We start from the raw sequence: 22,095 nt of genomic DNA, 5'->3' as shown, positions 1-22,095 counted from the left end.
CAGACCAACGACCGCGGTGACCTGCGGAAGAAGTCAGGTCACTGCGGCGCGAGGTCCGGAATAGCGAGTTGTGGTCGTCTGACTAAGGGAATCTGATTGCCAGCCACGCGCCGATGTCGGCGGCGGCGAGGCTGGCACCGGTGGGTGCGCCGTCGCGGATCGGGCCGCCGAAGTGGGTGCCGGCAACGCGGATGTGGGTTTTGTCCGTCGCCCCGAGTGCATCGCACATCGTCTTGGCGTCGTCGGGGAAGCAGGCTTGGTCTCCGGTGAGTTCGACGAACAGTGTCGGTGTGGTCACCGTGGGGGCGCAGCGCAGGAAGTCGGCGTTGCTGCTGAGCCCGGACCAGGTCGACAACCAGGCATCCGATGTGGCGAGCCGTCCGAAGCCGACGAGTCCGTAGTTGGTCAGGTCCGGCCTTCGGCCGAACAGTGAGCCGTAGGGGCGTTCGTTCGGGTTCAGCGATAGATCGGTGAACCGTAGGTCCGCGTCGGTGCGGTAGACGGTGAGGACGCGGGGCGCGAGGGCGGCGCGGCGATCCGCTGGATCGGCGGTGCTCCTGTACCGGCGGCGCGCGTCGGAAGCTTCGTCGACGCGTCGCCGGGCGATGGCGTCGAGGCGGGCGACGCGGTCGCGCTGCGCTTGGCGGTAGCGGGTGATGAATTCCGGAGGGTAGGACGAACTGTGGGGCGGCTCGGCGAATCCGTTGGCGGGATCGAACGGGTTCAGGTCCGGATCTGTTGAGAGCGGGTCGGACTCGTCGACGACCGACGGGTCGATCAGCCGCAGCAGGAGTGCACCTTGACCGGGGTGCGGCGCCATGAATATCGCCGCGTCGGGCCGGGGCATCTCGGCCCCGGCCAGGTCGATGGCTCGGCCTGCGGGAGTATGAGTCAACCGCTCCCCCGATGGCAAACCGGCTTGCTGGTGGTAAAAGGCGTAGAGAGTCCCGCCTCCGGAGTGGCCGAGGGTGACGACGTGGTCGAAACCCTTCTCCCGCAGAAAGACTTGCCCGGCCGCGGCATCGAGCAGGGCCTGCTCGTGCACGAGGACGATGTCATTGTTGACCGATCGGGTGCCCTGCGTCCACACCGCGTACCCGCGGGCGAGCAGTTCGGGCACCAGCACGTGGTGGGTCAGATCCTGGCGCGGGTGCATCAGCGCGACGACGGTCTGCGCTCCGGGGACTACCCGCAGGACACCGGAGACCTTCGCTCCGTCGGCGGTGGCGAGTTCGTGTACCGATGTGACGGTGGTATCGGGGGCCTGGGTGGCGTCGATATAACGTCCGGCGCCCAGCCGCTGGGTGCTCTCGCTCATTTCGGCTCGACTCGCATGGCGTTCTTGTCCCACTGCGTGATTCGGGACTGCGCCAATCCGGCGACGCTGCTGTACCAGACCGCGTGACGGCAGCCGGTGGCGCGGCGATCGATGACGATGTCGGAGTCCGACCGGATCCGGAAGTAGGGTCCGACGTGGTCGACGGAGACCGCCGGGTCGCGACCGGCCACCTCGGCAACGGCCGTGTTCTCGGGGACGTCGAGGACGAATAGTGTGGTCATCGGGCCGCCATCTCCTTCGCTTCCTGCTGCTGTTCGTGCTGCCAGGCCGCTGCCCGTTCGGTGATCAGTTCGGCTTTGCGGGTGAGCAGCGCGGCCATGCTGGGGTCCGGGCCCGTCACGACGTCGACGAGGGCGTCGATGGTGAGGCTGGCGTCGAGGTCTTCCTGCGGGGTGACCGGGCGCAGCGCCCGGGTAATTTCGATCATGTAGCCGTTGGGGTCGTGGGTGTAGATCGACTCGATCGTCTCGTGCTGGATCTGCATCTCCACCGGCCACGTGCTGTGGTCCAAGCGTCGCCGGTATTCCATCAGGTCGTCTTCACTGTCTACGTGGATGGCCAGATGGCGGGAGCGGATGAAGAAGATGGGTACGTCCTCGGCGAAGCGGGAGTACGAGTCGCCCTGCGGGCCGCCGTCGAACGGTTCGAGGCCGAAATAGTAGAAGAAGGCCAATCGGTCGTCGTTGCCGATATCGAAGAAGAAGTGGATGAAGTCGGGGTGCTTTTCCGGGCCCCAGCCGGCCGCGCAGATCGAGTGCACGACCGGGAACCCGAGAACGTCGCGGTAGAACTTGACGGTGCCTGCGGGATCGAATGTCGGGTAGGCGACGTGGTCGACGCCCTTGACCGTGTGTTTCAGTTCAGACATGGTGGACTCCAATGGGTTCGGCGCTACTGAAGGGCGGCGGCCGGGGCGTCGGCGCGCAGCAGGCCACCGGCTCCGGGGATGTGGACCGGAAGGTCGAGCGCGCGCAGCAGGCTGTAGGTGCCGGCGGTGGCGGCCGAGAGGACGGGTAGCCCGAACTCGTCTTCGGCCACTTGGACGAGGTCGAGTGAGGGCATCTGCACGCACGCGGAGATCACCAGCGCGTCGGCTCCGGTGCGGTCGAGCGATCGGGCGGCGTCCATGACCCGGTGGCCGGGGATGCAGCCGACCTCCGCGTTGTCTGCAACCTCGAGGGCTCGCCAGTCCGATACCTGAATTCCTTCGGCCTCGATGTAGGCGACGACCTGCTCGGCGAGGGGACGCATGTAGGGGGTGACCAGGACGATCCGTTCGGCATGGATGGCGTGGAGGGCTTCGACGAGTGCGCCCGCGCTCGAACGGATCGCCGCTTCCGAACCGCCGGTGGCCAGTTGCTCCGCAATCAGCCCCTCCACCCGCTGATGTTCTCCGGGCCCCACCGACATCAGGGCGACAAGACACGCGTAGAGGATGGCGTCGACCCCGGCATCACCGAGTTCGAGGATGCAACGCTCCCGTTGTGCGTTCATCGCCCGTAGCTGTTCCGGGGACACGGACTGCATCCGCATCCGACTCGCGTGAAACGAGAACTGTGCGTCCGCATGCCGGTTGAGCAGTGCCGGCATTTCCGTCTCGACCGTCACATTCGAACTCGGTACGACGAGCCCGATGCGATGAATGCCCATGATGTGGCCCTTCTGATGTGGAGTCGGACGTAGATTTACGCCTACGACGAGTATTCGACGCCGATGATGATTCGTCAAGACCCCCGGTGCCGAACCATGAGTTCGCCGCGATTCCCTTGCGTTCGTGACGGCGCTCACAGTCGCCCCTTGACATGTCATCATTCACGTCGAATACTCGACACAGACGTAAGGAGTGTTCGAGGATGACCTCACACCGCCCTCAGAATTCCCCCCAGGCACAAAGGAGCGCAGCACCAATGGCATATGTGATCGGAGTGGACGTCGGTGGCACGTTCACAGACGCGGTTTTGGACGACGATGCCGGCACTGTTCTCGCTGCGAAGGCCCCCTCGACGCCGCCGGACTACTCCCGCGGCGTGATCGATGTCCTCGAGGCACTCGCCGAGCAATTGGGCTGCCCCCTCGAGCAAATGCTGGCGAACACCCACCACATCGCGCACGGCACCACGTCGTCGCTCAACGCGCTCGTCATGGGCAACGTGCCCCCGGTCGGATTCCTGACCACCAAAGGCCACCGCGACTCCATCTACATCATGAACGTCGAGGGTCGATACCTGGGTGGCTCGCCGGAACAACTGCAAAATGTCATGGGGCAGAGCAAATCACACGGACTGATACCGAAGAAGCATGCTCTGGAAGTGACCGAACGACTCGACCGCGACGGCAACGTCGTCGTCGCACTCGACGAAGAATCCGCCCGTGCGGCCATTTGCACACTCCTCGCCGACGGAATCACCGCGATCGCGGTCTCGCTGCTGTGGTCGTTCCGCAACCCGGCGCACGAACAGCGCATCCGCGACATCGTCCACGAGATCGACCCGACGGTGTTCGTCTCACTGTCGAGTGAGGTGAGCCCACGCATCCGCGAGTTCGCCCGCAACGCGACAACCATCATGAGCACTCAGATCGGGCCCGGGCTGCGCGACTACCTCGGGTCGCTGGAGTCGAAGCTGCGGGAACGCAAACTCGCCGGACCCCTGTTGGTGATGCAGAGCAACGGCGGCGCCGTCGCCGCCGCCGAGGCACCGAAGAACGCGATCAGCACCGTCGGATCGGTGCTGACAGGTGGCGTAGTGGGTGCGGTGTCCCTCGGCAGGCAACTCGGCCACGGCAACATCATTGCCACCGACGTGGGTGGCACCACCTTCCTCGTCGGTCTCGTCGTCGACGGCGAGCCCGTCCGGGCGTCCAGCACGATCATCAACCACCACCCGATCAATGTCCCCACCCTCGAGGTGCACGCCATCGGATCCGGTGGCGGAGCCATCGCCTGGGTCGATCCCGGCGGCAATCTGCAGATCGGCCCCCACAGCGCCCAGGCCGTACCCGGTCCGGCCTGCTACGGACAGGGCGGAACCGAACCAACCAACGCCGACGCGAACCTGGTTCTCGGGATCCTGCCCGAACGCGGGCTCCTCGGCGGGCGTAAGCCGCTGGACAGGGACCTCGCGCGGGAAGCGATCCGCACCAAGATCGCCGAACCCCTCGGGCTGTCGATCGAAGACGCGGCCGCGGCCATCTACGCGGTACAGAACGCCCAGACCGGTGACCTACTGCGCAAGACCGTAGTCGAGGCGGGACACGACCCCCGCGAGTTCGTGCTCTACGCGTTCGGCGGTGCCGGCCCAGCCCACTGCGCCGCCTACGCCCGAGAGGTCGGCGTCAAGGAAGTCATCGTCCCGCTCGGCCAGGTGGCCTCGGCGTTCTCCGCTTACGGATTGGCCTCGTCCAACATCGTCCTCGCCGCTGAACTGTCCGACCCGGCCGCCATGCCGCTCGATCCTGCCCGGGCCGAGCGCAACTTCGCCCAACTCGAGTCCCAGGTTCTCGAGCAACTCAACCGGCAGGGGTTGACATTCACCGGAGTGGAGATCGAACGTGAGATCGACATGCGCTACACCATGCAACTCGCGGAGGTAGCGACGGCGGTGCCTGCCGGCAGCCTCGACGCCGCCGGTATCCACGCCGCGTCGGACCTCTTCGAGCAGCGGTACGCCGAACTCTACGGAAAAGACAGCGGCTTCCGTGAGGCCGGAATCCAGGCCATCACCTACCGCGTACGGGCCACCGGCCTTCTGCCGTTCTCCCCTACGCTGCCAGAGGTCAAGTCCGCGGATTCCGCCGATCCCTCACCGGCACATGTCGGAACCCGAAAAGTGTGCCTGGACGGCAGGATCGGCTACGTCGACACCGACGTCTACGACTACAGCAAACTGCTCGCCGGACACGTCCTGCACGGGCCGGCAATCATCGAAGTACCCACGACCACTGTCGTCGTTCCCCACGACACCACCGGCACCGTCGACCGCCTCGGCAATCTCACCATCGTCGCCCAGTAGGAGCACCGAAGATGACCATGCAAATCCCCGGCTCCGAAATCTTCTCGAGCCGACCGATCGTCCCCGACGCACTCGCTCGATCGCTGCCACCGACGCTGGAAGTCCACACCGTCACCCAGGAGCAGATCGACAACCTCGACCCACTGACCTACGAAGTCATCCGACACCGGCTGTGGTCGGTCACCGACGAAATGGGGGAAGCGCTCAAACGGATGTCCGGCTCCCCCATCGTCACCGACGCCAACGACTTCGACTTCGCGATCAGCGACGAAATCGGCCAGGAAGTGCAGGTCGGCCTGTACAACACCATGCTCGTCGGTGCCGTCGACCTCGCCATCTACTGGACCCTCCAGCACCGCGCGACGAACCCGGGCATCACCGAGGGCGACATGTTCCTGTGCAACGACCCCTGGGTCGGCGGCGGACTGCACCAGAGCGACGTGATCGTGTACCAACCAATCTTCCACGAGGGCAAGCTCTTCGCCTGGACGAGCGCCATCTGCCACGAACCCGACCTCGGCGGATCCGGGCTCGGTTCGTTCGACCCCGCCGCCCAGGACGTGTTCTCCGAGTCGCTGCCGACGCCCCCCATCAAGGTGGTCCGCGACTACGAACTGCAACGCGATGTCTCCGACGCCTGGGTGCGGCGCTCGCGGGTGCCGATGCTTGTCGGACTCGATCTGCGCGCGAAGATCGGCGCCAACACCGTCGGCCGCAACCGACTGCTCGCAGTGATCGAGCAGTACGGCGCCGACACCGTCAAAGCCGTGATGAAGCGGATGATGGCCGACGCCGAAGGACGCCTGCGGGGCAAGCTCACCTCGCTGCCCGACGGCACCTGGAAGGCCACCGGCTACCAGGATCAGTCACACACCGGCGATCGGGGAATCCACAAGATCACCGTGGCCATGACCAAGACCGCCGATCACCTCACCTTCGACTTCACCGGCACCGACCCACAGACCGGCGTCATCAACTGCACCTACGCCGGGATGCGCGGCGGCGTCATGCTCGCCCTGCTTCCGATCCTCGCCGGGGATATCCCCTGGTCTGCCGGTGGACTGATGCGCTGCTTCGATCTGGTCTCCGAAGAAGGCACGATCAACAATGCCACCTTCCCCGCAGCGGTCAGCCGCGGGCCGATCGGACCCGCCTGGCTCACGGGCACCCTGATTGCCGAATGCCTGTCGCAGATGCTCGACCGGTCGGTCGATCTCGGCACGAGTGTGCAGGCCGCATGCTGCGGCACGTGGGATACCGCCGTGATCGCCGGCCTCGACGAGCGCCCCGAACAGTCGGTGCCGTTCCTCAACATCATGATGGAGCCGATGGCCGGCGGCTACGGGGCACGCCCCACCGCCGACGGCATGGACACCGGTGGCCTCTTCTGCATCCCGATGGGGCGCATCCCGGACACCGAGATGACCGAATTCCTCTACCCGCTGCTCACGCTGTGGCGCCGCGAGGAACCCGACTCCGGCGGACCCGGACGCCAGCGCGGTGGTGTCAGCGCCTCCATCGCCATCACCCCTTACGGCACCAGCCTGCCGATGGGCCTGGTACTCGCGTCGGCGGGCAAGGCCATCGCCCAGAACAACGGTCTCGCAGGCGGATACCCCGGTAACACCGGCGTCGAGGTCCTCGCCCGCGGCACCGACATCGTCGAACAGTTCGCTGCCGGCCGTATCCCCGACGCCCTGAACGATCTCGGCGGCGAGCGTGAGCTCGGAGCCTGCTACGCCGAGAGCTACGTGGCACCCGGTGAGGTGCTGTACATGCACTGGCAGGGCGGCGGCGGCTACGGTGATCCGTTGCTGCGCGACCCGGCCGCCGTGGCAGCCGACTTCCGCGAAGGCAAGGTCACCGAAAACGGTGCCGAGACCGTCTACGGAGTCGTCCTCTCCGGCGGAGACGCCGATGAGATCCGGACGTCGGATCGGCGGGACGAGATGCGCACGGAGCGCCGAGACCGCTCCGGGGCTACGCGATCCGACGCCCCTGTGCTCGACCTGACCGGCGCTCGCAGACTCGACGACAACCTGGCAGAAGTCACGATCGGAGGCACCCGCGCGATCGCCTGCGCCCAATGCGGACGTCTTCTCGGAGACGACAAGAACAACGCCACACTCGACCTCGCCCGGTTCGAAGGTCCCTCCTCGACCGCTGGACCACAGGTGACCTCAGATCCACGCGAGTACGTCGACGCCCCCGTCGTGTTCCGGCAGCTGTGCTGCCCCGGCTGCTGGACCGCCATCTACTCCGGCATCGTCCCCGCCGATCACCCCGATCACGCCCTCGACATGGCGCGTCTCCTTCCCGCGGTAGCGGAGCGATGATGTCCGCAGAACCCGTGACGACACTGGAACCAGGGGGACGGCGGTGACCTTCTCGGATTGGGGCGGACGCCTCGTCACGTTCCCCGAGGACCGGGCCAGGCACTACCGCGAAAGCTTGATGTGGAGCGACGATCCTACCGGGCGGCGACTACACCACATCGCTACCCGGTTCCCGGATCGAATTGCGGTGATCAGCGCGGAGGGCTCGGTGACCTTCGCCGAACTGGATCGTCGGACCGACCAGATCGCGGCCGGGCTGGTCCGACTCGGGCTCAGCCGACTCGATCCGGTCATCTTCCAGCTGACCAATCGCCTGGAGACCGTCCTTGCCTGGTACGGCTGCCTCAAAGCCGGGCTGGTCCCCATCGCTACCCTGGCCGCGCACCGCATGCACGAGATCGGGCACGTCAGCCGGAAAGTCGGTGCGGTGGTGCACATCGTCGAGGCCCACACCGCGGGATTCGATCTCGTCGAGTTTGCACGCGAACACGCCGCCGGGCATCCCAGTGTCCGGCACATCATCAGTGTCGGCGACGAGGCGGGCAACAACCGGCCAGGCGTGAGCCGGCTGGAAGACCTCGGTCTCGAGACCGATCCCGGTGCAGCGCGTGCGATGGTCGAACAGATCGAGGCGCAGACCGATCCACTCGACGTCGTCGCGTTCCAGCTTTCCGGTGGTACCACCGGTGTTCCCAAGGTCATTCCGCGCATCCATGCCGAATACTGGAACAACGCCCTGTTCTACGCACAGCGGCTCGGCTGGGACGAACACAGTCGCGTGGCACACCTGATACCGATCATTCACAACGCCGGAATCTCGTGCGGGCTGCACGCGGCGCACTCCGTCGGCGCCTGCCTGGTCCTGGCCACCGCTGACGCTCCCAGGGCGTTCGAGTTGATGGCACGGACGGAGGCGACCGAAGTCCTCATCGGGCACGGCCACTATCAGGCAGTTCTGACCCCGGACTTCGACAAGGCCCGCGCATTTCTCAGGCGTGTCGTGCTGTCGGGCGCCAAGGTTCCACCCGAACTGTTCGAACGCGTCGATGACGGTGCGGGGCATTGGGCCGGCCAGCTGTTCGGCATGTCCGAAGGACTGCTCACGGTGACCCCGCTCGATTCCCCCACGCACGCTCGCCTGACGACCGTCGGAACCCCGATCGTGTCCGACGACGAAATTCGCATCCTCGAGCCGGGGACCGAGAACGAACTCCCGGACGGCGGCGTCGGAGAACTGTGCTGCCGCGGCCCGTACACGATCCCCGGCTACTTCGATGCCCCAGAGCACAACGTGGATGCCTTCACCTCCGACGGCTTCTACCGCACCGGTGACCTTGCCGCATTCACCGTCATCGACGGCACGCGGTACCTGTCGATCGAGGGCCGAATCAAGGACCTCATCAACAGGGGCGGGGAGAAGATCAACGCGGAGGAACTCGAACTACTCCTGCTCGAGCACCCTCACATCGCCAACGCGGCGGTAGTCGCCATGCCCGATCCCCGACTCGGGGAGAAGACCTGCGCATATCTGGTGGCCACCGACGAAGAGCCGGTGTCGATGGAGGCCATTCAAGAGCATCTAGCTCTGCTCGGCGTCGCCAAGTTCAAGTGGCCCGAACGGCTCGAATGGGTGGCGTCCTTGCCACACACCACTGTGAACAAGATCGACAAGAAGCGGTTGCGTGCCGAGATAGCGGCGAAGCTGCTCGCCGAAGGCGACGCACGCGGCGTGGTCGTGTAGAACCACCCGTCAACCGGTTCCGTTCTATATCAACACCTTCGGGGCAGGTCCACACGGGCATGCCCCGAAGAGGATACCTGGATTCCACAGATGCGAATCAGCATCACATTGACTGTTCGACATGAACGTAGAATACTCGACTTAAACGTCACACAGACTGGAGTTTTGCCATGAATCTCGCGCGAGTCACAGTTCTCGGAGGTGGACCCGGCGGTCTCTATGCCGCAAGACTGCTCAAACTCAGCCATCCGGACGCCGAGGTGACGGTGTACGAACAGAGCGCCCCGGACAAAACATTCGGATTCGGCGTCGGCCTCGCGTCCCGCACACAACGCAATCTTCGCGAGGCCGATTCGGCGTCGCTCGACGCCATCGTTGCCGCGGCACACCCGCACGACATGTCGATGCAGGTCGGCGAGCACATCGCCCGCCTACCGAACGGCGACGTCCTCGCGATCGCGCGCACATCCCTGCTCGAAGTACTGCAACAGGAAGCCCGACAGGCCGGCGTCCGACTGCATTTCGGCGAACGCCGAGACATCGCCGACCTCGACGCGGACCTGATCATCGCGGCCGACGGCATCAACAGCGGGACACGCACACAGTTCGCAGACCGCTTCGATCCACATATCGATACCGGCACCGGCCTGTACCTCTGGTGCGGAACCGATTTCGCTCTTCCGAGTGCAATTTTCGTACCGGTCACCACCGAGCACGGCACGTTCGTCGCGCACGCTTACCCGTACGCGCCGGACCGCAGCACCTTCCTCATCGAAACCGACGAGGAGACCTGGCGGCGGGCAGGATTCGACGTATCCACCGAGCAGACAGCGCCGCTCGACAGCGACGAAACGTCACTGAGGTACCTGCAAGAAGCGTTCGCCGACACGCTTCAGCACCACCCGCTGATCGGCAACCGCACCCGCTGGATGCGCTTTCGAACCATCTCGTGTGGGCACTGGCACAGCGGCAATGTCGTACTACTCGGCGACGCCGCCCACACCGCGCACTACTCCATCGGCTCGGGCACCAAGCTCGCCATGGAAGACGCCATCGCGCTCGACCACGCACTCACCACCTCCCCGAACATCGAGGAAGCGCTCGCGCACTACGAACGAACTCGCCGCCCCGCCGTCGAATACCTCCAGCACATCGCGCACCGCAGCGAACTCTGGTGGGAGTCCTTCCCACAGAGGATGAACCTACCGGTCGAACAGCTGCTGATCGCCTACATGACCCGCGCCGGAAAGGTCAGTCTCAGCCGATTCCACGACACCGCGCCCACGCTCGTGCGGAAGGGCCTGGCGAGCTACGCGGACCTTCCGGCCGACGCGATCCCCGACACAGACATCACGGACTGGACAATCGGGCAACCACTCGACCACGGTGAGTGCCGATTCGAGCACCGGGTCGCACCGGCGGACCTGCGTGACGCCACCACCACAACAGTGCTCGGCATCGACTTCGACTCCGCCTGGGGCCCGGAGGCCACCGCACTCATCGAGACCGCACCAACCGCGCAAACTCTCTGGCTCACCGGCCCATCCACCCGCTCTTCGCTGCTCAGCCGACTCGATTTCGCCGAACGTCTCGGGCACCACACAGACGCAGTCGTCGTCGTCGAGGCCCCCACTTCCTGCCGCGCGGATGTTGCGGCAGGTTTGGCCAGCGTGCGCATGCACCTCGCGTTCTTCAGTGATCCGGCGACATCGGACGCTGATCCGACGCTTTCGGGGTCACGGGTCTCGGCATGAGTACGCGACCCGTGACCAGCGCCCGTTATCCTTCGGACATGACAAGCGAGGAGGCCGCGAACGAGCGCCGACCCCGAGGCCGGGGCAAATCCCGTTCCACCGATCAGGCTGCGACCGAGAGCGCGGGCATCCGCAGCAACCCTCGCCGTGAGCTGGTGGAAAAGCAGATCATCGAGCAAGCCACTCGACTGTTTGCCGAACGAGGGTTCGCGAGCACCACGCTGCAGGACATCGCCGACGCAACCGGTCTGACACGGCCGGCCCTCTATCACTACGTGGCCAACAAGGACGAGCTCCTCTCCCGCCTGGTCAGCGAGAGCACCGAGACACCGGCCGCGTTGCTACATACCATCAACGAGCGCACCGATCTGGGTCCGACAGAAAAGCTCCGCGAGATGGCCACCGCCATCGCACTACATCAGGCGCAGGCTCCAGATCGATTCCGGTTGATCATCCGATCGGAAGCCGAACTACCCGAAGACATCTCACGCAACTACGAGCAGAGCCGACGACACGTGCTCAAGGAATTCATCCACGCCATCGAAGACGGTATCCGCACCGGCGAGATGCGACCGGTCGACCCGCGAACCGCAGCTCTGGCCGTCATCGGCATGCTCAACTGGATCGCCTGGTGGCATCAGCCGGGAAACGCCGACGACGACCGAGTGATCGCCACTCAACTCGCGGACATGGCAGTGCGCTCGTTGGTCCATCAGGACCCACAGTCGGCAACCCCGGAAGGTCCCGCACGAGCGATCGCCATGATCCGCCAGGACCTGAACTACCTCGAACGGCTGCTCGACGAATCACCACACCCCGACTGACCGCGCTCGGCAGCAACGGCCCTGATCTCGACGGATCTCACCCGCGGCGCAGCGCCAGCACAGGGATCGTCCGGATGCCTGCAGTCTTCTCCGCGTACTCGGCAAAGCCGGGATACCGGCTCCCCTGCTCGGCGTAGATCCGATCCCGATGGTCACCGGTCACCTCGACGACGGTCACCGCGTACTGCTCGGTGCCACGTTCGATCTCTGCTTCGCCTGCGGTGACGAGGTTGTAGTACCAGTCGGGATTGGTCGGGGCACCGGCCTTGGAAGCGAAGACGTAGATCGTGTCCGGATCTTGCTCATCGAGTAGATACATCATCGGGCTCACGCGATCGCGTCCGGTCTTACGGCCCCGGTGGTGAACCAGCACCACCGGGGCGCCCTCGAATGGGCCACCCACTCGGCCCTGATTTGCCCGGAATTCGGCAATGATGTTCGCGTTCCAGTCGTTGGGGGTGCTCATCCTGGGAATTCTCCTAGCCCGGCGCGGAAACGGGCGGCATTTCCGGTCGACGTTGTCGTCTCGTGTCGCACTATCTCCCGTGCTGACTACGACGGCGACCATTGCGGCACCTACAATCCAAGGCCATGCAATGCAGGCGTCAGTCGCCCACCAGGCCCCGATGGGTTTCTGTTGACCCCTCGATCGGCCGTATCCAGACCGACAGAATCAATCCTGCTTGGGCACCCAGTGGTCGGTTACGAGCTCGAAACTCTGTTTGAGCTCCCCATACGCCGCTCGTTGGGCCTCCTCGCCCTCGCCGTACCGCCGAACAGCCATCTCATGGGCCGTCGCGAAGGCCTCCTGCACCTCCTTCGACGATCGCCGCAGTGTCTGTGGGAGCTCGGTTCGGTTCACCGCTCCACTCCTTCTCGGTCGTGGCCGTGATGTCGTACCACTCGATTGTCCGCCCGGTACCACCGCGGCGGTACCGGGTTGACCGGGTTTTCCTATGCCGGCCACGGGACGGCCCGGGCTCGGCACCGCCGGCACCTATGCGCCCGCGGGCAACGACTACGCAGCGAACCCGCTACCCACAATCACACGCATCGAAGCAGTCTCCACGGTGGCCTGCGACGGCGCAGACCCGGGAAACACCTGGCACCGGGCACCGGTATGGGTCACAATGACCTCGAGAAACATGCAGCAACGCCAAATTCATTCTCGCCGAAGGGAAGTCCGCACCGGAGGAGACTCGATGCCCGTTTCGCCACACACATTGTTACAGCACGTCCAGGATCGCACCACCGACCTACGCCGATGGTTGGATACCGGCGACAACACTGCCGCCCTGACGGCGTATCTACGCGACGAACCCGTCGACCACCGGTGGCTCACCACCTACAAACGACTCACGCACGACCTGCTGAGGGCGGTCGACCACGCCTGTCCGCCCAGGGCCCCGCACGAAACACCGACGCCGAGCGTCGGCCATCAGCCGGACCGTCGATGAACAACGACCAACGCCAGGCGCTCGAGCACGTACGCGACACCTGCGCCATGCTGCACAGCTTCCTGACCACCCACCCGAGCGACCGACCCCCCGAACGGGTCCGATCCGCCACCTTCGAGCAGCTCACCGACGATCTCCTCGACGCCGTTACCGCAGCACAGAACGCCGGCGTCCCCGAACAACGCATCTTCGACAGCATGTGACAGCCGTCTGCTGACCAGTCCGTGGCCGAAGCCCTTCCCTGGATCGGCTCTTCGCTGATCGGAGTTCGGCGCTCTAGCTGGTGCCGGGCGCGGAATATGCATCGCCGGGCGCGATTCCGGCTCGTATTCCGATTGCGCCCGCCTCCCCCCGGTTGGCGACGTCGAGTTTCTTGAGAACGCCGGCGACGTGAAACTTGATCGTGCTCTGACTGATACCGAGTTCCTCGGCGATGGCGCGGTTGCGTTTGCCGACCGCGAGGTGCGCGAGGACTTCGAGCTCGCGGGGATTCAGCGTGGACAGAAGATGCTCGTCGGGACGGGCGGCGGGCGGGTCCAACGGGATGGTCAGCGTCACCCGACTCCCCCATCCGGCGATGGACTCGACGTCGATCCGGCCGCGCAAGGTGTGCAGGCGTCCGGCCAGTTGCCGGGTCAGCGCGTTGCGGTCGATGGCGCCGGGCCCCTGGTCGCGAACCTCGATCAGCACGTTGTCACCGTCGCAGTCCCACGCGATCCGCATTCGGGTCAGCACCGGTTGTGCGCCGAAGGCCAGCACGATGGCGCGGACCATCGCTCGCGCCGCGTGCGCAACCTCGCCGGGGAGCGGACGGCCGTCGGCCGGCGGGTCGACATAGTCGACTTCGACCTCCCGAGGCCGCAAGAGAGGTCTTAGTTCGCCCTGCAGCCTGGCGAATGCCGTGGTGACCGCTTCCTCGGACAGGGCACGATCGGCGGCACCCGCCGACCGCAGCGCGATCAGTGCGGCCGATGCCGTCTCGCTCGCCGTGATGCGCGACCGCCGATCGTCGAGGTCGTTCGAGCGCAGGGTTCCGAGGATCGACGACAGGGTCGCCTCGTGCACCTCCGTCAGTTCGGCGATGGTGCGGGCGCGTTCACTCGACGCGGCCCGTGACTCGGCGAGGTAGTCGGGGCTGGCCTGTGCCACCTGTTGCTGGATGGAGGTCGCGACGATCCCGAACATCGCCGCGACCTCATCGGAGTCGGGTGCGCCCGTCTGAGATGGTCGCGGGACCAGGACGAGCAGGGTGTCGCCGGAGTCGCGGACCGCCCAGACTCGGCGGCGTCCACCTCCCAGTGAACGGATTCCGGCGAAGACGCCACCGGGTTCGATGGATTGTTTGATCTCGTCGAGTTCGTCGATGGTCACCCGGTCGACGATCTCACGGTTTCCGGCAACTTTTCGGGGGCGTCCGGTGCATTCACGGGTGAAGATCACCAGGGCATCGTGCGACCACCATTGGCCCAGGAACCGGGAGAAGCGGGTTGCGATGTCCGGGAGCGGTCCCGTGATCACCTTCCGCATCTCCACCCAGGCGTCGACCTGCAACCGAACAGAGTCCTCCGCGCTTACCACGCATCCACAGTATGGCCGGTAGCCGCGAGAAGGCACTGGCCAACCGGCCAGCCCGAACTCCCCGACCGGCCGGGTGCCGCAGCGCACCGGGGTCGGCAGCCTTGGGATCAGACCAGAACGGCTATCACCGAGGAGGACCATGACCGTCACCGTCGAACAGACACGCACACGGTTCAGTGACGGGCGCCGCATCGTGCTCGACGAGAACGAGCGTCTACTCAATTCCGTTGCCGCCGAGACGTGGGACCGCGCCGGCGCCCTGATCACGTCCGCTCGCGCGGTGTTCGTGATCGGCAACGGGCGCAGTGGCCTGGCCGTTCAGATGGCCGCGATGCGACTGATGCACCTCGGCCTGCGCGTGCACGTGGCGGGCGAGGTCACCGCCCCCGCCATCGGCGGCGGCGATCTGCTGATCGCCGTCTCCGGGTCCGGCACCACCGCCTCGGTGGTCGGCGCCGCCGACACCGCGAACAAGGTGGGCGCCTCGGTGCTGGCGGTCACCACTGCCTCGGACTCGCCGCTCGCCCGGCGCGCCGACGAGGTCCTGGTCCTGCCGGCGGCCGACAAGCAGGACCACAGCGCAGCCATCACCCGCCAGTACGCGGGCAGCCTGTTCGAACAGTCCGTGCTCCTCGCCTTCGACGCACTGTTCCAGGCGTTGTGGCACAGCGTCGATCAGACCGCCGAGCGGCTGTGGGAACGCCACGCCAACATCGGCTGACCCGACACACCCGCTAAACCCCCGAAGATAAATAACCAGGAGAAACACATGACGAAGCTGCAGGTTGCAGTCGACCTTCTCACCACCGCCGACGCGCTGGCCCTGACCAACAAGGTGGCCCCGTACGTCGACATCATCGAACTCGGCACCCCGCTGATCAAGAGCGCCGGCCTCAGCGCCATCAGCGCGATCAAGGCCGCGCACCCGGACAAGGAGGTCTTCGCCGACCTCAAGACCGCCGACGCCGGCTTCCTCGAGGCCGACCTGGCCTTCTCTGCCGGCGCGGACCTGGTCACCGTCCTCGGCGCCGCCGGCGATGCCACCATCAAGGGTGCCGTCGAGGCAGGCAAGAAGCACGGCAAGAAGGTCGTCGCCGACCTGATCGGCGTCGAGAACCGCGTCGAGCGCGCCCGCGAGATCGCCAAGCTCGGTGTCGCGTTCGTCGAGATCCACGCCGGCCTCGACGAGCAGGCCCAGCCCGGCTACTCCATCCAGACCCTCCTCGACGACGGCAAGATCGCCGGTGTCCCGTTCTCGATCGCCGGCGGCGTGAAGGTCGACACCATCGCCGCAGTCCGTGACGCCGGTGCCGACGTCGCCGTCGCCGGTGGCGCCATCTACAGCGCCGAGGACCCCGCCGCGGCCGCGAAGGCGCTCAAGGAAGCTCTCACCAAGTAGCACACCATCGCTGACAGTGAAGGCCCTGAACACCACCAGTTCAGGGCCTTCCGTTTTGCACCCCCGCAGTTCGGCTGAGTGGCGTCCCACTGACCAGTCGATTTCACTTGCGGCGAAGAAGGGCCCGCAAACACGGGATGCGCCCACATTCCGGTCCCGGTGCAGACAATCGAATGGGGTTCTCCGCCGGCAATAGATGGCGGAGAACCCCGTGAATGGTTGTGGCTGGTTACGTGGCGGTTGGTTCGAAGTGAAGGATCTGCACTCCCCCGGTGGCGAAGTTGGGTACATCACCCTTAGCGGCCGCACCCTCAGGGGACGCGAGAGCCGCAAACATCTCGTCTGCGGAATCGAAATCCGCCTCGAAGATCGCGACGAACGGTGTGGCTCCCTCGGCTGCCGCAATGTCTACCGTGTGGCGGATCGCGCGGACGCCGGGGAGCTTGCGCGCAATCGGCAGGTGGGTGTCCTGGTAATACGTGCGGAAGGCGTCGGGGTTGGCAGGTCGGCCGTAGAGGACCATCAGGGTGTGCATTGTGCTCCCTTTCTCGTGACAGTGGTCAGGGTTGGACAGGATCGAGGGCGAAGTCGTGGTGCGCCGTCGCGCATCCCGTCCGGGTTGGTTCGAACATCGAGGAGGAGTTCGGGTTTGGTTGCGGTGGCGACATCGTCGTCCGCCCGCGAAATGCCGGGCGGTGTCCGCCTGGTCTGCGGCCAGGATTTTCACCGTGAACAGGGCCCCAGAGGGACACATCCTGCTCGGTCACGGTCGATCCTCGGGCACCGGGTTCCGAGCAGGATCCCACTGGACCAGCAGGCGCTCAGGACCGCGGAAGGACGTGTTCGGCGAGTATGTCCACTCCTGACCCTCCACCAGATTCAGGTGCGGAAGCCGCTTCGTAGCCTCCTCGAGCATCACTCGCATCTCCATCCGGGCCAGAGCCTGCCCCAGGCAGAGGTGGATACCCCATCCGAACGCCACATGCTCGTCGGCGTTCTCGCGGGTGATATCGAAACGGTCGCCGTCGTCGAACCTGGCGTCGTCGTGATTGGCGGATCCGGTGAGCACGAGGATACGTTCACCGGCGGCGATGTCGAAGCCACCGATCGTCACCGGGCAGGTGGTCACTCGCCGCCAGGCCGGAACCGAGGACGCAAAGCGCAGGATCTCCTCGACGGCGTTCGGAATGAGCGAGGGATTGTTGCAGAGCAACTCCCACTGATCACGGTGCTCGAGCAGCACCTTGAAACCGTTCGCGGTCGCGTTCGTCGTGGTCTCATGGGAGGCGTAGAGGTGGCTCTGCATGATCGAGGCAAGGTACGTCTTGTCCCAAACCTCGTCGTTACCGGCCTTCTGCCATGCCTTGATCGCATTGCTCATGTAGTCGTCGCCGGGATTCTCGATCAACCGCTCGACGTGTTCGCGGGCGTACTCGAGGTAGGCGGCGAACTCGCCCGCCAACTCCACCTGCTGCTCGTCGGTCGGGCGCCCCCAGATCCACAGCGCGAAGCGGGACGCGTAGCCGCGGGCGCGTTCGACCTCTGCCTCCGGCACCCCCATCAGCACGAACGCCGTCAGGGCCGGTACCTGGAATGTCATGTCCGCGACCATGTCTGCATTGCCGGTCTTGACCATCGCGTCGAGGCAGTCGCCGACGAAGCGGCGGGTTATCGGTTCGATCTCGGCAACCCTGTCATCGGTGACGCCCTTGCGCAGCACGCGGCGCCGCTTCGTGTGCAGCGGCGCGTCCTCGTCGACGAGCATCGTCGAGGGCACGAAATCGACGGCTGCGAGTTTCTCCATCGCGGCCGGGCAGGGCGGTTTGATCAGCTCACCGGCGGCGGTGGCACTGTACGACCCGGTGTCCCTGAAGATGGCGACGACATCTTCATATCGGCTCACCACCCAGTACCCGATCTCGGGGCTGTAGAAGACCGGTTCCTCGTTGCGGGCGCGGGTGAATACGGCGTACGGATCCTGCAGGTATTTCTCGTCGAACGGATTGAACTCCGCCGCGAACCGGCTCACCGGGCACTTGCCCGGCGACGTTGCCGAACCATGCGGCGCGGAGGTGGTTTCAGTCATGTCGATTCTCCTATGAGTGGACGGGTGTGGTGGCACGCCGGGCTGCGACGAACCAACGAACGTTTGGGGTCGTGTGTGCCTCGTCAGAGATCGAGGACGAGGCGTCCGGAACGGGCGCGTGAGCAGCAGATCATCATTACGTCGTTTTCGGCCTGCTCGTCCTCGTCGAGGATGTGATCGCGATGGTCGACTTCGCCCTCGAAGACCGTTGTCTCACAGGAGCCGCAGACACCTTCGGCGCAACTGTTCGGCGCCTTGATGCCACAGGCGAGGACGGCGTCGAGGATGGTCTGGTCGGGTGCGACGGTCAGAGTCTTGCCCGACCTCGTGAGTTCGACTTCGAAAGCCACTTCGGCGTCGGGGTCGAGCACGACAACGGTTCCGGAGAAGTGTTCGACATGAAGCTGTTTCGCCATGCCGAGCTCAGCACAGCGGGCAGTGACCGCGTCGAGGAGGTGGTGCGGTCCGCAGCTGTAGATGTGCACTCCGGGACCGAGGTGCGCTCCGAGAAGGTCGTCGACGTTCATGCGGGCGCCTTCGCCGGACACGCACAACTGAACATTGTCCTGATCGCCGAGTTGGTCGGCGAAGGCCATATTCGTGCGGGACCGGCCGGCGTAGATCAGCCGATGTGGGCGTTGCTGTGAAGTGGCGGCTCCCATCATCGGAAGTATCGGCGTGATACCGATACCGCCGGCGATGAACAGATACTCCTCGGCGGATTCGAGTGGAAAATTGTTCCGCGGATGCGATGTGGTGAGCGCTGCACCCTTGTTGATCTCGTCGTGGATGTATTGCGATCCACCCCGGCTGTTCGGATCGCGCAGAATTGCGACCTCGTAACGAGATCGATCACCGGGGTCGCTGTGCAGCGAATACTGCCTGACCATGTCGCCGGGCAGGTGAATGTCGATGTGCGCGCCTGCTTCCCATTCGGGAAGGTCGTCTCCAGCGCTATCGATCAAACTCAGCGTGAGCACGTCGTCACATTCACGGCGGACCTCGTCCACGATCAAGTGCAGAACTGGCGTCGAATCGGATGCGACGGTGGACATAAGAGCCTCCATGGCTTGGGAAGCGGGAAAAGCCTCTAACAGAGCGACTTTCAGTTCAGGGACGGAGGCGGTCACTACCGATACCAGTTGTGTTCGGCCTCACTTACGAAGGTACGAAGTTGCGTGTGCCATATCTATCCCCTCAGCGCCGCGGACTGTCCACGCAGCGACAGCGATGCGCGCCGGAGTTGATGGCGCGGTGGCGGTCTCGTCCAATGTGATGACCATCTACGCAGATCGACGCGGGCCGGAACCCCGATGTCCGCTGCCCTCGAGGGCAGCGGACATCGGGGTGGGATTTCGATTGCGTTCAGGTAGTCAGCGGAACGGCCCCGCACGACGCCTGGCGGTGGCCAAATTCGTCAGTCTTCGCGGGAGCCGTCAGTTCACGCGGCGGCGGTAGCCGGGAGCCAGTCGACTTCGACCGATTGAGCACCGGAGAGTTCGAGCAACGCGCGGATGGGTCCACCTTCGCGGAGCTCGCGGCCGACCTCCCACCGCCGCGGCGCAGGGTTATCCGTGATCGCGAGTGCGGAATCGCCGATCAACAGCTGAGGGGTGTGGGCATAGCGGCTACCCTCGATGAGCAGCGCTTCCTCGTCGACAACGCGCACCGGAACGTCGTGCGCGCCGACGGTCTCTCCGAGCATCAATACCACCTGCTCCGTGCCCGTCGCCGGGTCATGGGATGCAACGATCCTGGCACGGCCGGCTCCGACGGTCAATCGAGCATCGAGTGTCAGAGCGGGGTGATCTCGGAAGGGGGTGCGCTCGTGTTCGCCGAAAGCCACACGAGTCCGGGTGCTGGTGGATGCGGTCGTTGTTCTCGTCATTTCGATCATCTCTTGCCGTGTCGATGCGGTGAGGCGTGGAGGTGATCGGTCGGTCAGCGCCGTTCGATGGGTGCTGGTCGGGCCGGTCTCCCACTGCCCTTATTGACGAATCTAGGCACCCCGACCGGACGTATCTATCCCGAGAGCGCACGACACTATCCATCCAGCGCCCATTCTCGATGCCCTCCACATCAGCATTGTGGCGGCGCCGGACGAGAACCCGGGTGCGGCCTGTCAGCCGTACCGCAAGGTGTGTGAAGGACTGACCCCGTACATTTGCCGGTAGTCCCGCGAGAATCGCCCGTAGTGATAGAAGCCCCACCGTGCCGCGATGCCGGCGACCGTCTCGGCGTCATGTTGCGCACAGACCAGGTCCTCATGCGCCTTTTTCATTCGGACGCCGCGAAGATACTCCATCGGAGTCGCATCAATGAACTCGCGGAATCCGCGCTGGAGTGCGCGCACGCTCAGCCCGACCTCCCGGGCGATGTCGGCCGGCGTCAGCGGCAACGCCGCGTGTGCGTTGATGAACTCGACGGCATGACGAATCGTAGCCGGTGCGGCCAATGCCGCCGGCGTCGCCAGATCATCCGCATACTGATGCTCGGTCAAAGACAGCAGCCCCACGACGATCGAGTACGCCAACGGCTCGGCCAGTATCGGGTTCATCATCATCGACCCGACGATCTGACTCTGATACGTGTTCAGAACAAGTGTGCGCCAGGCACTTCCATCGATTCCGGTCAGATCGAGTCCACCATGGATCCGGACCGATTCGGTGACGGGCCGACCCAGCAGATCCTGCAGTACAGCATGCACTGCCACATGGTCGAGCTTCATCGCGAACATGTTCAGCCGACTGTTCGGCGGAGTCAGGATCCGAGCATTGGAGCCGGTCTGATAGACCACCGCGCTGTTCTCTTCGACAATGGTCTGCTCACCGTTCGACTCCGACAGAAGTCGACCCGACAACGGGATGTTCACGTGGTAACCCTCGATGGAGGGGCAGAAGAGGTCGCTGTTGCTGTTGTAGCGGATTTGGCCCGCAACCAACGGACCGGTCGCTACCGCTTGCAGATCTGCTTCGAACCGGGACACCGGCGCAACCCGCGTGAGCTCGTGAGGATGAAACACCTGGCCCACACCTGCGGTCGCCTCCTCGACGTCTCCGCTGTGCAAGAGAATCGGCACGGATGGGCGGCCACTGCCCCGACAGCTGTACGACGCGGTCATTCTTCCGATCGCCTTTCCATGGTCAGCAACGGTCTCCCGACGATCACTCGAGCAAAAAGCGCTCCTCCCACTCCACCGTTCGACATACGCACACCTGACCGAATAGCGCCCAGGGAGTATGGCCTGCGTCACTATTTTATGTCAACGATCTCCCCCGCTCCGCCGGTCGTCGCGGCCACTCGGACGACCGTTACCGGCCGAGCGTACGAGCGGACAATCGGGAGGTGACCGGGCGTCCGCCCACGCGGAGACACCTGCACATGCGATGCCGGAAGCGCCCACACAGGTCGTGCGGGCGCTTCCGACTGCATTCGTCAATGCCGAATCTCCCCAATTCAGGCGGGCCGGTACCCGACCAGGGTGCCGTAGTTGTTGAGTAGCGGGCGTTCTGCCTGGGGTTTCCGATCTTCGGAGGTGTCTCGGGGGGCGGCGGAGCGGGCATAGGGACAG

21 protein-coding genes are annotated in these 22,095 nt (G+C 65.1%); 9 read left to right on the top strand and 12 right to left on the bottom strand.

Features of this window, described 5'->3' with window-relative positions; translation table 11 throughout:
* Positions 1-82 precede the first annotated feature (82 nt).
* Genes ACFVJ3_RS40970 through ACFVJ3_RS40955 form a run of 4 tightly spaced genes read right to left on the bottom strand, consistent with a single transcriptional unit; the run spans position 83 to position 2,989 of the window.
* Positions 83-1,318, bottom strand: a complete 1,236-nt coding sequence (locus tag ACFVJ3_RS40970) for an alpha/beta hydrolase (RefSeq protein WP_378457503.1) — start codon at positions 1,316-1,318, stop codon at positions 83-85.
* The gene (locus ACFVJ3_RS40965) at positions 1,315-1,560 is read right to left on the bottom strand and encodes a hypothetical protein (RefSeq protein ID WP_378457502.1); all 246 of its coding nucleotides are present in this window, start codon (positions 1,558-1,560) and stop codon (positions 1,315-1,317) included. Before ACFVJ3_RS40965 ends, ACFVJ3_RS40970 begins: the two co-directional genes overlap by 4 nt.
* The gene (locus ACFVJ3_RS40960) at positions 1,557-2,207 is read right to left on the bottom strand and encodes a VOC family protein (RefSeq protein WP_378457501.1); all 651 of its coding nucleotides are present in this window, start codon (positions 2,205-2,207) and stop codon (positions 1,557-1,559) included. The genes ACFVJ3_RS40965 and ACFVJ3_RS40960 overlap by 4 nt, the downstream gene beginning before the upstream one ends.
* A gap of 23 nt (positions 2,208-2,230) precedes the next feature.
* Complete coding sequence (locus tag ACFVJ3_RS40955) at positions 2,231-2,989, bottom strand: maleate cis-trans isomerase (RefSeq protein ID WP_378457500.1); 759 nt, start codon at positions 2,987-2,989, stop codon at positions 2,231-2,233.
* 257 nt (positions 2,990-3,246) lie between these two features.
* On the opposite strand from ACFVJ3_RS40955, the gene ACFVJ3_RS40950 reads away from it, so the two are divergent.
* The 5 genes from ACFVJ3_RS40950 (at position 3,247) to ACFVJ3_RS40930 (ending at position 12,004) form a co-directional block, all read left to right on the top strand.
* On the top strand, positions 3,247-5,349 hold the full coding sequence (locus tag ACFVJ3_RS40950) for a hydantoinase/oxoprolinase family protein (RefSeq protein ID WP_378457499.1): 2,103 nt from the start codon (positions 3,247-3,249) through the stop codon (positions 5,347-5,349).
* Positions 5,350-5,360: 11 nt separating this feature from the next.
* Positions 5,361-7,685 carry a hydantoinase B/oxoprolinase family protein gene (locus tag ACFVJ3_RS40945; RefSeq protein ID WP_378457498.1) on the top strand — a complete coding sequence of 775 codons (2,325 nt, stop codon included), beginning with the start codon at positions 5,361-5,363 and terminating at the stop codon, positions 7,683-7,685.
* 43 nt (positions 7,686-7,728) lie between these two features.
* Positions 7,729-9,426 carry a (2,3-dihydroxybenzoyl)adenylate synthase gene (locus ACFVJ3_RS40940; RefSeq protein WP_378457497.1) on the top strand — a complete coding sequence of 566 codons (1,698 nt, stop codon included), beginning with the start codon at positions 7,729-7,731 and terminating at the stop codon, positions 9,424-9,426.
* Between the two features lie 170 nt (positions 9,427-9,596).
* On the top strand, positions 9,597-11,180 hold the full coding sequence (locus tag ACFVJ3_RS40935) for an FAD-dependent monooxygenase (RefSeq protein ID WP_378457496.1): 1,584 nt from the start codon (positions 9,597-9,599) through the stop codon (positions 11,178-11,180).
* Between the two features lie 38 nt (positions 11,181-11,218).
* Positions 11,219-12,004, top strand: a complete 786-nt coding sequence (locus ACFVJ3_RS40930) for a TetR/AcrR family transcriptional regulator (RefSeq protein ID WP_378457495.1) — start codon at positions 11,219-11,221, stop codon at positions 12,002-12,004.
* Between the two features lie 37 nt (positions 12,005-12,041).
* On the opposite strand, the gene ACFVJ3_RS40925 is transcribed toward ACFVJ3_RS40930, so the two are convergent.
* On the bottom strand, positions 12,042-12,470 hold the full coding sequence (locus tag ACFVJ3_RS40925) for a nitroreductase/quinone reductase family protein (RefSeq protein WP_378457494.1): 429 nt from the start codon (positions 12,468-12,470) through the stop codon (positions 12,042-12,044).
* A 207-nt stretch (positions 12,471-12,677) separates the two neighbouring features.
* Positions 12,678-12,866: a ChaB family protein gene (locus tag ACFVJ3_RS40920; RefSeq protein ID WP_378457493.1), complete on the bottom strand. Its 189-nt coding sequence runs from the start codon at positions 12,864-12,866 to the stop codon at positions 12,678-12,680.
* A gap of 340 nt (positions 12,867-13,206) precedes the next feature.
* Here ACFVJ3_RS40920 and ACFVJ3_RS40915 point away from each other — a divergent pair, with 340 nt between their 5' ends.
* Together ACFVJ3_RS40915 and ACFVJ3_RS40910 are read left to right on the top strand one after the other, a co-directional pair.
* Positions 13,207-13,461, top strand: coding sequence for a hypothetical protein (locus ACFVJ3_RS40915; protein ID WP_378457492.1), 255 nt, complete (start codon positions 13,207-13,209; stop codon positions 13,459-13,461).
* On the top strand, positions 13,458-13,664 hold the full coding sequence (locus ACFVJ3_RS40910; protein ID WP_378457491.1) for a hypothetical protein: 207 nt from the start codon (positions 13,458-13,460) through the stop codon (positions 13,662-13,664). The genes ACFVJ3_RS40915 and ACFVJ3_RS40910 overlap by 4 nt, the downstream gene beginning before the upstream one ends.
* Positions 13,665-13,737: 73 nt before the next feature.
* On the opposite strand, the gene ACFVJ3_RS40905 is transcribed toward ACFVJ3_RS40910, so the two are convergent.
* Positions 13,738-14,988 (bottom strand): LuxR C-terminal-related transcriptional regulator, encoded by a 1,251-nt coding sequence (locus ACFVJ3_RS40905; RefSeq protein WP_378457525.1) that lies wholly within the window; start codon positions 14,986-14,988, stop codon positions 13,738-13,740.
* Between the two features lie 190 nt (positions 14,989-15,178).
* Here ACFVJ3_RS40905 and hxlB point away from each other — a divergent pair, with 190 nt between their 5' ends.
* Together hxlB and hxlA are read left to right on the top strand one after the other, a co-directional pair.
* Positions 15,179-15,760 (top strand): 6-phospho-3-hexuloisomerase, encoded by a 582-nt coding sequence (gene hxlB, locus ACFVJ3_RS40900; RefSeq protein ID WP_378457490.1) that lies wholly within the window; start codon positions 15,179-15,181, stop codon positions 15,758-15,760.
* 48 nt (positions 15,761-15,808) lie between these two features.
* Positions 15,809-16,438, top strand: coding sequence for a 3-hexulose-6-phosphate synthase (hxlA, locus tag ACFVJ3_RS40895; protein WP_378457489.1), 630 nt, complete (start codon positions 15,809-15,811; stop codon positions 16,436-16,438).
* Positions 16,439-16,667: 229 nt separating this feature from the next.
* Here hxlA and ACFVJ3_RS40890 read toward each other — a convergent pair whose 3' ends face one another.
* From ACFVJ3_RS40890 to ACFVJ3_RS40870, 5 genes are all read right to left on the bottom strand, one after another.
* Positions 16,668-16,973: an EthD family reductase gene (locus ACFVJ3_RS40890; protein ID WP_378457488.1), complete on the bottom strand. Its 306-nt coding sequence runs from the start codon at positions 16,971-16,973 to the stop codon at positions 16,668-16,670.
* Between the two features lie 228 nt (positions 16,974-17,201).
* Complete coding sequence (locus ACFVJ3_RS40885) at positions 17,202-18,524, bottom strand: cytochrome P450 (RefSeq protein ID WP_378457487.1); 1,323 nt, start codon at positions 18,522-18,524, stop codon at positions 17,202-17,204.
* Between the two features lie 83 nt (positions 18,525-18,607).
* A complete protein-coding gene (locus tag ACFVJ3_RS40880) occupies positions 18,608-19,579 on the bottom strand; it encodes a PDR/VanB family oxidoreductase (protein ID WP_378457486.1) in 972 nt (323 codons plus the stop codon).
* A 386-nt stretch (positions 19,580-19,965) separates the two neighbouring features.
* On the bottom strand, positions 19,966-20,229 hold the full coding sequence (locus tag ACFVJ3_RS40875) for a hypothetical protein (RefSeq protein ID WP_378457485.1): 264 nt from the start codon (positions 20,227-20,229) through the stop codon (positions 19,966-19,968).
* Between the two features lie 417 nt (positions 20,230-20,646).
* Positions 20,647-21,603, bottom strand: a complete 957-nt coding sequence (locus ACFVJ3_RS40870; protein ID WP_378457484.1) for an AraC family transcriptional regulator — start codon at positions 21,601-21,603, stop codon at positions 20,647-20,649.
* Between the last annotated feature and the right edge of the window lie 492 nt (positions 21,604-22,095).

It is taken from the genome of Rhodococcus sp. NPDC127593 (assembly GCF_042671975.1).
Taxonomy (GTDB): Bacteria; Actinomycetota; Actinomycetes; order Mycobacteriales; family Mycobacteriaceae; genus Rhodococcus_F.
Note: the sequence above shows the minus strand (reverse complement) of the source record. Positions and strands in the feature narration are given on the sequence as shown.